Genomic DNA, 13,785 nt, shown 5'->3' with positions numbered 1-13,785 from the left:
ACCAGAGGGTTGTGACTTTGAGAAAACGATTCGGGAGGACGATATGACAGAAGTCTACAACAAGGTTACCTATACCAATCCCTTTCCCGGATTAAGGAGTTTTGAGCTTAAAGATTCGTATCTGTTCTTTGGGCGCGACAATCAGATTCGTGATTTGCGGGATCGGCTGACGAATTCCCGCTTTTTAGCTATCATCGGGTCGTCGGGTAGCGGCAAATCGTCGTTGGTCAAGGCGGGTCTTATTCCGCAATTGATCGAAAATCGGCTGATTGCCTCGGCTTTCAATACGTGGCAGATTGCCTTCTTCAATCCGGAGGCCACGCCAATCCGGAATATGGCCCGCGCCCTGCATCAGGCATTTAGTGCGCGGGATCATACGTTTGCAGCACACGTCTCGCCCGAATTCGTCGAGACGCTGCTGTTAACGGACCCTGAAGCACTCATGAACTGGTGCAAAGATGCTAACCTGCTGATTATCATTGATCAGTTTGAGGAGCTGTTTCGCTACCATCAGGCAGAGGATAATCGGGAGGAAGTCGCCCGGTTTATTGACCTGATGCTGGATTTCACCCGTAGACAGGAATACCCGGTTTACGTAGTCCTGACCATGCGCTCCGATTACCTGGATGACTGCACAGACTACGAGGGGCTAACGGAAGCCATCAACAAGGGCTATTACCTGCTCCCCAAAATGAATCAGGAGGAGATTCGACAGGCGATCACAACGCCCATTAACGTAATGGGCGCGCGCATTTCCCCTGACCTGACCGACCGGCTGCTCAAAGACTTGGGCAGCAAATCGGATCAACTGCCCATTCTGCAGCATGCGCTGATGCGTACGTGGAATTACTGGCTGTTCAACAAGAAAGGCGACGAGCCCATTGAGGTTTGCGATTATGAGGCCATTGGCACCATGCAGAAAGCCATTACGGTGCATGCCGAAGAAGTGTACGCCGATTTGCCGGGTGACAAAAGCCGACTCATCGCCGAGAAACTGTTTAAAGCGTTGCTCGTGCTGGGGTCAAGTAATTCGAGTGCCATTCAACCCATACCCGTTAGTACCCTTATTGAGCTGACAGGCATTGATCCTGATCAGCTTATCGACGTATTGAATCGATTTCGGGAGCCGGACGTAGCGTTTCTAACCCCGTCTACCACTATTCAAACGGAATTGGCACTCATTATCGATATTTCCCACGAACGGATTATGGTGCTGTGGGAACGGCTGCGGACCTGGGTGCGGGAAGAGACCGAATCGGCCAAATTCTACAAACAGATCAGCAATTCAGCGACCTTGTACCACGAAGGTAAAAGCGGCCTGTGGACCAATCCCGAATTGCAGATTGGCCTGAAATGGCTGGCAGAAAATCGCCCGACACAAGCCTGGGCCAATCGGTATGATCCCTACTTGGAACGGGCGATCAATTTTCTGGAATATAGCCGCGATCAGCATGATTTCGCCATTCAGAACAAAGAAGACCGCCAGCGAAAGGAACTGAAACGAGCGCGCAATTTTGCCATTTTCCTGGGCATCGGCGCTTTAATTTCCCTGATGTTTCTAATCATTTCAGCTGTGTTGCGAAAGCAGGCGCAGCAAAGTGAGGAAGAAGCCCTTGCCGAAAAACGGATTGCTCTGTTCGAGCGGGCACGCGCCGAGAACCAAACCCGCGAAGCCGTTACACAGAAGAAAATTGCCGAGCAGCAGGAGATCATCGCCGAGCAGCAAAAAGGGCTGACGGAAGAGCAGCGGGTCATTGCCGTACGGGAACAGCAAACGGCTGAAGAAAAGCGCCAGGAAGCGGAGGCCGCCCGCCAGATGGCCGTTAGCCAGAAGCAACGCGCCGAAGAAGCCCGTACCGAAGCAGAAGCCCAACGCCTGCAGGCCGAAGGAGCCCGAAAGAATGCACTCCAGCAACAGAATCGGGCAGAAATCGCCCAGAAAGATGCCGAAACGCAACGTAGTAAAGCCGTTACGTCACAGAAATTTGCCGAACAGCAACGTAGTAAAGCCATAGCCCGGACCATCGCAATTCAATCCTACCAGATGAATGAAACGGGTCAGGATGATCTGCCCGCATTATTAGCCCTGAAAGCCTATACATTAAACCTAAGAAACGGAGGCCAATCCGACAATCCAGACATTTTTAATGCCCTGGCGAAAGCCACGGACGCCCGGACAGTTCTGCGCGGGCACGCCGACGTAGTGCGCAACGTAGTGATGCAGCCTGGTGGTGAACAGATGGTGGCTTCCAGCAGTGATGATGGGACTGTGAAAGTATGGTCGTACGCTCATCCGGCAAAGTCCCCCATTACACTGAGTACGTCCAAGCGGAATACCGATGGCGTACGAAGTATTGCCTTTAGCAAAGATGGCAAAACGATTTACGGCGGCAGCGAAAAGGGCATGATGTACAGTTGGAACCCGGCCCAGTCGGACATGCCAACGGGGGCGGCTCAGGCGCACAATGTACCGATTCAGATGCTGCTGTTTACACTGGATCATTCGCAACTGATTTCGATCAGTAATGATGGACATATACGTACATGGCAGCCTTCAGCAATTGGATTGGCGCCGGTGCAGGATGTTATGACCAGGGCACCCATTTATTGCGCCAGCCTGACCAAAGACGGCAAGTACCTAATTTGCGGCTCCAACAACGGACGGGTGCTTCGGTACGAATTGGCCAGCCTCCGAAAAGAACCCAGTGTTTATACACGACGGGAGTTTGGCAACCGGGTGACGGCCCTGACGTTTAGTCCGGATGGCGATCGGCTGATCACCGGTACCCAGGCGGGTTTTGTGTATGCCTGGGGATTCAAAAACGATGAGCCTGACACATTCGGCAATCTACTGTCAGGTCGGCACACGTCTACGGTCAATGATCTGGCCTTTACCCCCAATGGAAAATTACTGGCCAGTTGCAGTGCCGACTGGTCCATTCATATCTGGGATTACAGCAGTCTGGCGCAGCAGCAACAGCCCATTGTCATCAGCGATTTCGACGCCTGGGTGATGGGGATTTGCTTCTCAAACGACAGCAAAAACCTGATTGCCTGCGGGGCCGACAAAACCGTTCGCATACGTAACGTGAACACCACCGATCTGTACGACGAGCTATCGAAAAAAGTGAAACGTAGCCTGACGGATGAGGAATGGACGAAGTATATCGGGAAAGATATACCATACGAAAAATGAGGAGTTGGGTTTGAGGAGCTAGTTTTTGAGAATTTATGCATACACGTTTCTACATACTGTTCATCGGTAGTCTGCTCGTTCGAACCCTGTTCGGTACGGTTGCCGTAGCGCAGGGAAATTGCGATGAATCGATCGCGATTCCGGAAGCCACGAAGCGATACGCTACCGGCAACTTCGATGACGTCTTTGCGTTACTGGCTCCCTGTACCGAAAAAGGATTCAGCGAAACCGGCCGCGTGCAGGCGCTGAAAATCCTGTCGATGACGTATCTGGCCATTGATTCGATGCAGCAGAGTTCGAAGTCCATCAGCCAGTTACTGGCTCTGAATCCCGCGTTTGAACCTGACTTCTCGGCCTCACCGCGCTATAAAGCCTTGTTTCGCTACGTTCGGGAGTCGCAGGAGCAGATCGTTCAGGTTACGTCGGTATCAAAAAAGGCGGAGAATATCCTGTACGTACCGGCTACGATCATGGTGCTGACCGGCAAAGACTTTGCCCAGCGCGGCTATCAGGATCTTGAGCAGGTTCTTCACGATTTGCCCGGCTTCGACGTGATGAAAGGAAACGGCGTTGGCTACTCCTATTTTTACCAGCGCGGCTATCGTTCCATTTCCAACGACCGGACGTTGATGCTCATTGACGGCGTGGAAGAGAATGACCTGGTCTCTAACCACATCCTCATTTCTCCGCAGTATGCGCTGTCGAACATCGAACGGGTGGAGGTCATTTACGGCCCGGCCTCAACGCTCTACGGAGCCAATGCCTTCGTGGGTGTCATTAACATCATCACCAAAAATTACCGTGACCAACCCGGCCCAAGCCGCCAGATTGGCGTAACCGCGCATGCCCGGGCGGGCGGTCTCAATACGCATTTTATGGATGGCGTGATCTGGGGACGTACCTCGGATGTGGCCTTCTCGATAACCGGGCGGGTATTTCATTCGGATGAGCGCGATCTGTCCGGGTATTCGCAGTGGAATTTCGACTCCCGAACCGCGGCCGATTACACCGGACAACTCGACATAACGGGCACCGACGCCAATGGCAATTACAGGGCGCAGAACTACCTCAACACCAGTAAACTGCTCACCCGCTACCCAAACAGCAATCTGTATAACGTTACGTATGCGCCCGGCACCAATACCGCGACGGCGCTGACGCTCACCCAACAGGGCGCTCAGAAAGCCGCCACGCTGGATAACAACCTGTTCGGCAATACGTTCAACGGGCAACCGGTGCGGTTCAGCAATACGAAAAACGACTGGATGATCCGGGCCAAACTGGAGTTCAAAGACCTGACGATTTCATTCCTGAACTGGAAAACAAACGAAGGCGCAACGCCCTGGTATACCAACAAAACTACCTTATCGACAGAAGGCAGTCCGCGCTGGATTACGCAAAACCGGGCGTTCTCCATTACGTATTCAAAGCCATTCAACGACAAGTTTCAGTTGGTAAATATTTCGTCGTATCTGCTGCACGAAATCAATGGCAATACCAACTTGGTCACCTACAACGGCTATTACAACAGCAAGCTAAGCTTCCTGGAACTGGCGAAAGATTCAATTCCGAAAGCAACAGCCATTTACCAGTATCGCTTGTCCAGCCAGCTCCGGAACGAACTTCGTCTGTTCTGGTCACCAGCCTACAATGTGGATGTAAGCAGCGGCATCGAGGTACGTAGTGGCCAGATTCAGGTCAACTACCTGAACTCGACAAGACCGTATGCTGACGAAACAGGATCTGTCGTCAGCAATGCGGCCCTGGGTGGCGGCAACAACTTCCGTACCACCGACATGGGCATTTATTCGCAGGTGACCTACCGCCCGACGAAAGACCTGAAACTGGTGGGTGGCGTGCGGGTCGATAACAACCGGGTTCGCTCGCACAACGGCTACGGAACGGTGGCCAATCCACGGTTTGCAGCGATCTACAATTACAGCAAGTTTATTTTCAAAGCCATTTACGCCGAAGCGTTTAAAGATGCGTCTTTTCTGCAGAAATACGGAACAACGGCCACCCGCACCCTGACGAATCCGGGCCTGAGCCCCGAGCGCGTAAAGAACCTGGACGTGAGTGCTTATTTTCAGGCCACCAAGCAGTTATCGGCCAACATTGTCGGCTATTATGCTACGTATAGTAACGCTGTTGGTGTAGCACAAGTACAGTTAGAAACGGGAGGAACAACGCAGCAGTTTCAGGCTCTGGGCCGACGCGAAATCTGGGGCATTCAGGGTGAAGCTACTTATAAAGCGACCCGCCTGAATGCCTGGATGAATTTCACGTATACTAACCCCGTCGATCAGGACACCGACCAGCGGCTCAGCGATGTGGCCGATTATATGGTCAACGCGGGTGGCGATTACCAGATCCTGCCGAAGTTACATCTCTACGTATCCGGAAATTATGTGAGTGCCCGCAAAACGGGCGCGGGCACATCGGGGAGCTTTAATCCGCAGCAGACTTTTCCGGCCTTTTTCGTGATGAACAGTAACCTGACGTATCATAATCTGGTAAGCGGCTTGAATCTGCAATTATCAGTCAATAATCTGCTCGACAATGACTACTCGGTGCCCGGTGTCCGGGAGGCCGACAATACCCTGTATACCAATATCTATCCGCAGGATCGCCGGTACGTTTCGTTCGGGATTTTTTACACCCTAACGCCCAAAGAATCAGTCCAGAAATAGTCATTAAGCCGACCGTTAGTCAGGTCGAATAGTATGGACAACCTTACGATATGGAAACACTTACAATGACGATGGACGCACATTTTCACCTTGAGCAGGTTCCTTTCTCAGATCTTGAATACGAGATTGGGTCGTTGCGTGTGCGTGCCTGGCGCAATGAACCAGCGGTCGATAAGACGTATTTCGACCGCCCGACGCTCATTGAATCGCTCGACAAAAAATCACAGCACTGGGTCATTACCAAAGATGACATCGTGGTGGCGGCCGCCCGGATGAGTTTCCACCCCACGATGGAAACGGTGCCTTATGCGCCCCTGCTGCCCGCTGAATGCTGGGGGCAGTTTACGAACAAAACCATTGCGTCCTTTAACCGGATGGTAGTTGATCCGCAGTATCGGGGCCAAGGGCTGGCCCATGCACTGGACCGGATCAGGGTCGAACATGCCATACAGTCGGGTCTGGACGTAATTGTGGGCGCCACGCAACTGGAATATCGGGTAGAGTCTCTGAAAAAAATAGGATTTACCTACCACTGCGAGCTGTATAATACACCCGAACGCCCACACTGGCCCTTGTTTTTTATGTCGTACGATTTAAAAAAGAACCTATAGCATGTTCCAGTTGAAACAGGTATATAAGCTAGTCAACATGCAGCCGGGCGAAGGTCGTACTGTACTGCTGTTTGTGCTGTATTCCCTGTTTATGGGCGTAGCGTCGGCGGTATTCTATACCTGTACTACGTCTCTGTTTCTTGTCAGTTTCACCCGTGCCCAGCTTCCATGGGCGTTTATTGCCGGCGGTTCTTTTGTTTATCTGCTCGGGTTACTGGTTCAGAAACTACGGCAGAAAGCGTCATTCACCCAAATGAACGCCTTCCTGATGTCGTTTTTAGTACTCTCGGTAGGTGGGCTGCTCCTAGCCAGCCTTGGGGCACCTAATAAATGGATTTACTTTACGCTGTTTATCTGGAACCGGGTGTTTGTCTTCGTCAATGGGGTTACATTCTGGTCTACCGCCGGGCGGGTTTTCAGCCTGGAGCAATCCAAACGCTTATTCGGCTTTATCAGCATGGGCGACGTTATTTCGTCGATTCTCAGCTATTTCTCCGTGCCCATTCTGCTACAGTTTATCCAAACGGATCAATTACTGTTCATCTCCTTGCTGTTCCTGCTGCTTTGCATGGGTATGTCGGTAATCACCAATCGGCGGTTTCGTGCTCAGCTATCGGTCGGAAAGGTAGAACAGAATACCGTAAAAGCGAGTCCTGTTACGACCCAGAAACGGGTCAACAAATCCTATTATTCGCTGCTCTACGTCTTGTCGTTGCTACCCGTTGCCGGGCTGGTCTACGTTGAATTTATGTTCACCGTGATGTCCAGAGCCAGTTTCCCCAGTAAAGACGTATTGGCTAGCTTTCTGGGTATCTTCTTTGGTATCTGTGCGGTCGTTGAGTTATTGATCAAAACATTTCTCTATAACAGGCTCATTACCAATTACTCCATTCGCGTTGGCATTGTCATGCTTCCGCTGTCGCTGCTATTTAGTTATAGCGTAGCCTCCCTATACGGCACCTTTTACGGGACAGCCTCGCTCTTTTTTGCCTTCATCGCGCTGAGTCGTTTTTTTATGAGTGCTGTCCGCAAATCGATTAGTGATCCTGCCTTTCAGGTCCTCTTCCAGCCAATTCCGACGGTCGAACGAGCGGCCTTGTCCAGTAGCATCGAAGGAGGCCCTAAAGCACTGGGCAACATTCTGCCCGGCCTGTTTCTGTTGCTCCTGAATAGTTTCAGCGTCATTACGATGGTTCACCTGAGCTATTTTTTCCTGCCACTCCTCGTGGTATGGGTGGTGGTGGCGTTTCGTATTCAAACGGCTTACGGAACGATTCTCAGCGAAACCGTTAGCCGTTCGGCAGCCCTCATTCGAAGTAAACTTGCGGGCAACCGACCCGACGTGATCGCGGTTGAGCAAAACGAAACCGCTTCTATCACAACGTCGGCGTCCTTTGACGCCATGGTCCGGCTGGCGGCTTCCAGGAACGTAAGCGATCGAATACAGGCAGCCAGAGAACTGGGTGGATCGGGGCGCTACTACGCGTATGTTCACTTGCTGAACCTGTTGCAGGAAGAAGAACACCCGGATGTCAAGAAAGCCGCCCTGCTGGCTGCCGGAGCCTTGGGAAAACCGGAACTCTGGCCATCCCTGCTTGACTATCTGGCTCAGGACTACTACCACAACACAGCCAAAGCGGCCCTGATACGGGTCGGCGAACCGATTATTCCAGCCCTGACCCGGTTTTTCAATCAAAGTGGCCAACTGACTAAAAATCAGGTATGTGTAGCGAACGTAGTAAGTGAAATTGGCGGTCCGGTTGCCCTGCGGTTTTTGCGACCCAGAATCAATTATCCGGTTCAGGTTGTTCGCGATGCCATTTTTGACGGTCTGAAACGCCTGCATCACCGGGTAACGAGCACCGAACGGCCAACGGTTATGTTGCAACTGGATGAACAGATTGCGCTGCTGGTCTGGCTGGCTGCGTCGCGGCTGGACCTGGCCCCCGCCTATGACAGAGCGTCGCCTATCGTGCAGGCGCTCAATCATGAAAAAGAGACTATCGTCCCTAAAGTATTTACGTTACTCATTATTCTTTACGGTAACACAGATTTTGAAGTCATTGGTGAGTTAATTACGCACAAAAACAGTGATATGACGGGCTATCTTATCGAACTGCTCAATACGGCCTTGCCTGCTGAGGTGAAAGATCGGATATTGCCACTTTTTGCCGAAATGCCCCTGAGTGAAAAGTTACGTCGCTGTTCGGTGAACTATCCGCAACAGCAATTGACGGTCGAGGAACGATTGCATGACATCATCAATAAAGATTTCAATAACGTATCGGCTGAATTAAAAGCGGTAGCGGTTCATGCTTTGCTGGACTGGCACGAAACCGATCCAACCGCTATTTTGGTGGCCAATGTGGCTTCGTCAAACGAGCTTCTGGCAGAAACAGCCTTTTACGTATTGCATAAGTTGAATCCCACCCGATTTGAGGAGTTATGTCGTGTCGTGGCGATCCAGCCCGATTCCATGCCATACCAACTGGCCAATCGAATGGCGGCAGGGATGGCAGACGAAGACTTGTTGCTCCATCAGAGAAAATTACTTTTGACTGATTCACCGCAAATTATATAACTAGAAGTCAATACTTATGTCATTTTGGCGCGTCATTTTCTGCTATATGCTACTCTGCCTGTTCGGCAGCTTGCTGGCGTATGCCCAGACTGACGAGCTTTCGGCTAGTGTTGGTACACCTCCAGCGAGAGTGTATCTGCCCAAAGACTACGATGCAAACAGTCAGAATTTCGCTTTCACGCAGGATCGTCGGGGCGTTTTATACGTGGCCAATTTTGCTGGTGTTTTAGAATATGACGGAATAAACTGGCGAACGATTTCTACCCGGAACACAACCAAAGTGTCAGCGTTACTAACGGCCCGGGATGGAACAGTTTATGTGGGCGGCAATGGTGAATTTGGGTTTCTGCGGGCTGACAGTACGGGTAAACTCGAATTTTCCAGTTTAAACCAGCGAATCAAAACCCGCTTTACAGAAATTCTCGCCATTCTGGAAACAAAGGAAGGAATCCACTTCATAAGTCGAAAAACGGTTTTCCTTTGGAATGGCAAGAACGTAGTGGAGTGGCCTTCGACCTCGGATATTATGTCGGCCTTCGGTGCCAATCAGGTGATCTACGTATTTCTACGTCAGCAGGGACTAAGCCGCTTTCATAACGGTAAATTCAGCCCTGTAGGACGTAGCAGTGATCTACCTACGATCTATGATATGCCAGCGATGCTGCCACTCGGCAGCGACAAACAACTGCTGATCACCAGCAACCAGGGGCTGTTTCAATTGACAGGCAACACGATCAGTGAGTTCCCGGCATCGGTCAATACGTATCTGGCCAAAAGTCAGGCGACAACGGGTGCAGTGCTCAGCGATGGCTCGTTAGCCATTGGTACGGTACGGGGTGGCCTTGTCATTTTATCCCCCACGGGCCAGCTCAAACAACTGATTACGGGCATCAGCGGATTGAATGATCAGTTAATCAATGGCATGTTTACCGGCCGCGACGGGAATCTATGGCTGGCGTTGAACAACGGCCTTGCCCAGGTAGAAATACCATCGCCCATCACGCTTTTCCACGAATCGACCCGGCTCTCCGGCGAAATCCTGGATATCCGTCGTGTCAATGGCATCGTTTACCTCGCGACGATCAATGGGTTGTTTCGAATCGACAACACGGCAATTCACCCGGTAGCAGGCCTGAATGTCAGTTGCTTCTCCTTAGCCGAGCGTGGTGGTTCTTTATATATAGCCACCAGCAAAGGCGTTTATCAGCTAAAAAACAACGTAGCACGAGCTATTACCGATAGTTATGCGCTCTGCATTACGGCCTCAGAAGTCAATCCTTCACGGCTTTACGTCGGTACGGAAAGTGGGTTGGGTGTGCTAACAGCCGGAACGTATCAATCCATTCCGGGCCTGAACGAGCGCATTTTTGGGATACTCGAAGAGACCAACGGAACGGTCTGGATGGAAACATCAACGGATGGTATTTATACATTCCAGCCTAAAACGAACCAGATCACCCACTACACCACTCAACAGGGCCTGCCGACGCTGCTCTATAACCGGATTGCCCGCACCAGTCAGGGGCTGCTTGTCTGTAATGAGAAAGGCATTTACCGATTCAATCCGCAACAGAATCGCTTTGCCCTTTACAACCCATTCGGGAGCAACACACCGGCAACCCACTACTGGCTTGACAATCTATTCGAAGACGCACACGGTGATATCTGGACCGTAAGCGGGGATAAAAAAGGCGTTACGCTTTACAAAAAACGTGGAGCGACCTTTACGCCAATCGTAACGCCCTTTCTGCCCCTCCTGAGTTCCCCCGTGAACGTAGTCTACCCGGATCAACAAAGTCTGGTCTGGTTTGGCCGGCGGGATGGCATCGTACGGTACGATGCGAAGGTCAACAAGTCATACAAGCTCCCGTTCCAGGCGCTGATTCGTAAAATTCAGGCGAAGGACGAAAAAGTGTTATTTAATGGCTATCTCTCAAAAGCCGAACAGGCCGATACGTCCACGACGGCCCGGCCCCAGATGGATTATCAGAATAACGACATCAGTTTTGAATTTTCAGCCGCCAGTTTTGCCGTTACCAATGCGCTCTCCTTTCAATACATGCTGGAAAATTACGACCAGGGCTGGTCGGAATGGACTACTGAAAACCGGAAAGAATACACCAACCTGCCACATAACACGTACCGGTTTCGCGTAAGAGCCCGAAATATTTACGGTACAATCAGTGAAGAAGCCGCTTACTCGTTTCGGATTTTGCCACCCTGGTACGAACGCTGGTGGGTCATAAGCCTGTTTGTGCTGGTTGCCGGACTGATTATTTACGGATTGATCCGCTGGCGGTTGCTCATACTGGTTAAGGAAAAAGAGACACTGGAGAACCTGATTCAGGAACGGACGGAGGAAGTGGTTGTGCAGAAGCTAGAGATGGAGAAGCAGTCGGAGGAGTTGGCGGTCAAGAATGATCAATTGAAAAAAATTGACCTGATCGTTCAGTCGATCAACGCCGAAATCGATTTCGCGAACCTCTTCCAGACTGTTGTCACCAAGTTTTCGGTCATCCGAAATATGGACAGTGCCAGCTTTCTGCTCTACGACAAACCCACCAAATCATTCAAGTTCAAAGCACTACGTGGAAATCTGGACCTGAAACACGTCGAGTCGGTCCAGTTGACCCAGGAGGAGGCCGAAAGCCGTTTCCTGACCCAAAGCGTAGAAGTTTACAAGGATATTTATTTGAAGAACGACGTAGTCTACAAACCGCTCAACAGCCCGATTGATGATTTGATTACGCCCAAGTCGCTGATTACGATTGTCATCGAGACCGACAACCACATTGAAGGATTTATTACCCTCGAAAACACGAATCGGGTCAATGCGTTCGATCAGCGGGACATCAGCATGATCTGTAATCTGAAGGAACACCTGATTGCCGCCTTCATTAAAACCCGGCTGCTGGAAGACCTGGAAACGACGCTGAATGATCTTAAAAATACACAGGACGAATTAATTCGTCAGGAGCGTCTGGCATCGGTCGGGCAGCTAACGAAGGGCATCGTGGATCGTATTCTGAACCCACTTAATTACGTTAATAATTTTTCTCAGACATCGGATGATTTAATCAATGAGCTCATCGATGTTATTGAAAGTCAGAAAGATGACATAAAACCTCAAACACTGCAGGAAGTCTCGGAGGAGTTAGCCGTGCTGAAAGTCAATCTGTCCAAGATTCAGGAGCATAGTAACAGCACCACCCGCATTCTGAAAGACATGCAGAAATTATTGAAAGAAAAATCAAGGGTTTTTCTGGAGACCGACGTCAACAATTTCATTGAAAACAAGGCCAAAACCGCCTTGCAGAACGCCAAAACCGAGTATAAAGATTTTTCAGTGAACCTTGTCATGGATCTGGAAAGCAAATCCATACGTGCCAAGCTGCTGCCCTATGAGTTTGGGCAGGTGATCGAGAATATTGTCAGTAATTCATTTTATACCTTATACGAAAAAAATAAATCGACCAAAGACTTTGTACCGGAATTCAGAATTGATACCACAGCCTCAAATGGTCATGTCGAAATCGTATTCCGGGACAATGGCAAAGGCATCCCTCAACGTGAAATCACTAAATTATTTAGTCCATTTTTCACCACTAAACCCACGTCGAAAGGTACTGGATTGGGGCTGTTTATGGCAAGGGATATTATTGAAACGCACAAAGGGAAAATTGAAATTCATTCGCAGGAAGGTGAGTTTACTGAGATTATGATGACTTTGCCTACTATAGCCAATTAGCTTACAGACCCGTTCAATCTTTTTAACAATTGCTTTATGAAATCGCCAAAAGGGGTAGCAGAACCCGACCATCTGAACGAGTCGCCCTCGGTAACCGACGCTGAGCTGATGGCGCTCCGCGAACGGGTGGCGCAACTGGATCGGTTAGCGGCAATTGGCCAGCTCACAGCGGGTATTTTGCACGAAATAAAAAATCCACTCACGTTTATCACCAACTATGCGCGGTTGTCGGTCGATCTTGTCGGCGAGATGGAAAGCATTACCGTAAAGCTACAGGCTCAGTTCGATCCTGAAGAGTTGCTCGAAGTGCTGGACATGTTGAAAGGAAACGTATCACGCATTCGGGAGAATGGGGCGCGGGCCGAGCGAATCATTAAGGGAATGCTCGCCCAAATTCGCTCTTCCGAATCAGTGCTGTTCGAGCAGACGGATCTGAACATATTGATTGAAGAGTTTTCGAAACTCGCCTATCAGGGTATGCGGGCGGGCGACAATCAGTTCAATGTTTCTCTGACGTTTCAACTGGACCCATCGATTGGGAGCATAAACATTGCGCCCTATGAATTTAATCGGGTCATCCTGAATCTGGTCCTAAACGCCTGCTATGCCGTAAACGAGCGCCGTAAAACGCAACCAGATACGTATAAGCCAACCATATTGATATCGTCGCACAAAGAAGCTGACGCCATCGAGATTAAAATCCGCGACAATGGCGACGGCATTTCAGAGGAGGTCAAGAAAAAACTATTTATGCCTTTTTTCACCACTAAACCGGTTGGTGTCGGTACCGGGCTGGGGCTTTCGCTCAGCCATGACATCATCAATGGCTTGCACAAAGGCCAACTAAACGTTGATTCGGAACCCGGTATTTTCACCGAATTCAGCATTCGACTACCACTCGATTAATCGCTATTTTAACCATATAAAACAGAAAAAACAGCATCTACAATTTTAAATTA

At 50.3% G+C, this 13,785-nt stretch carries 6 protein-coding genes; all 6 read left to right on the top strand.

Annotation, left to right across the window (positions count from 1 at the left end; translation table 11 throughout):
- Window positions 1-43: 43 nt before the first annotated feature.
- The 6 genes from ACYVEA_RS10645 to ACYVEA_RS10620 are packed head-to-tail and all read left to right on the top strand — an operon-like array spanning window position 44 to window position 13,732.
- Window positions 44-3,196: a WD40 repeat domain-containing protein gene (locus ACYVEA_RS10645; protein WP_461113405.1), complete on the top strand. Its 3,153-nt coding sequence runs from the start codon at window positions 44-46 to the stop codon at window positions 3,194-3,196.
- Window positions 3,197-3,231: 35 nt separating this feature from the next.
- The gene (locus ACYVEA_RS10640) at window positions 3,232-5,886 is read left to right on the top strand and encodes a TonB-dependent receptor plug domain-containing protein (protein WP_461113404.1); all 2,655 of its coding nucleotides are present in this window, start codon (window positions 3,232-3,234) and stop codon (window positions 5,884-5,886) included.
- A 50-nt stretch (window positions 5,887-5,936) separates the two neighbouring features.
- Entirely contained in the window at window positions 5,937-6,497 is a 561-nt protein-coding gene (locus ACYVEA_RS10635) for a GNAT family N-acetyltransferase (protein ID WP_461113403.1), read from the top strand.
- Between the two features lies 1 nt (window position 6,498).
- On the top strand, window positions 6,499-9,078 hold the full coding sequence (locus tag ACYVEA_RS10630) for a HEAT repeat domain-containing protein (protein WP_461113402.1): 2,580 nt from the start codon (window positions 6,499-6,501) through the stop codon (window positions 9,076-9,078).
- Window positions 9,079-9,124: 46 nt separating this feature from the next.
- Entirely contained in the window at window positions 9,125-12,826 is a 3,702-nt protein-coding gene (locus tag ACYVEA_RS10625) for a sensor histidine kinase (RefSeq protein ID WP_461113401.1), read from the top strand.
- 36 nt (window positions 12,827-12,862) lie between these two features.
- Window positions 12,863-13,732, top strand: coding sequence for a sensor histidine kinase (locus tag ACYVEA_RS10620; protein WP_093823396.1), 870 nt, complete (start codon window positions 12,863-12,865; stop codon window positions 13,730-13,732).
- Window positions 13,733-13,785 lie beyond the last annotated feature (53 nt).

Source organism: Spirosoma jeollabukense, from assembly GCF_054777855.1.
Note: the sequence above shows the minus strand (reverse complement) of the source record. Positions and strands in the feature narration are given on the sequence as shown.

Excerpts from the sequence above, each read along its gene's own strand:
- ACYVEA_RS10630 (WP_461113402.1), top strand. The coding sequence starts at position 6,499 with ATGTTCCAGTTGAAACAGGTATATAAGCTAGTCAACATGCAGCCGGGC.
- ACYVEA_RS10645 (WP_461113405.1), top strand. The coding sequence starts at position 44 with ATGACAGAAGTCTACAACAAGGTTACCTATACCAATCCCTTTCCCGGA.
- ACYVEA_RS10625 (WP_461113401.1), top strand. The coding sequence starts at position 9,125 with ATGCTACTCTGCCTGTTCGGCAGCTTGCTGGCGTATGCCCAGACTGAC.
- ACYVEA_RS10620 (WP_093823396.1), top strand. The coding sequence starts at position 12,863 with ATGAAATCGCCAAAAGGGGTAGCAGAACCCGACCATCTGAACGAGTCG.
- ACYVEA_RS10640 (WP_461113404.1), top strand. The coding sequence starts at position 3,232 with ATGCATACACGTTTCTACATACTGTTCATCGGTAGTCTGCTCGTTCGA.
- ACYVEA_RS10635 (WP_461113403.1), top strand. The coding sequence starts at position 5,937 with ATGGAAACACTTACAATGACGATGGACGCACATTTTCACCTTGAGCAG.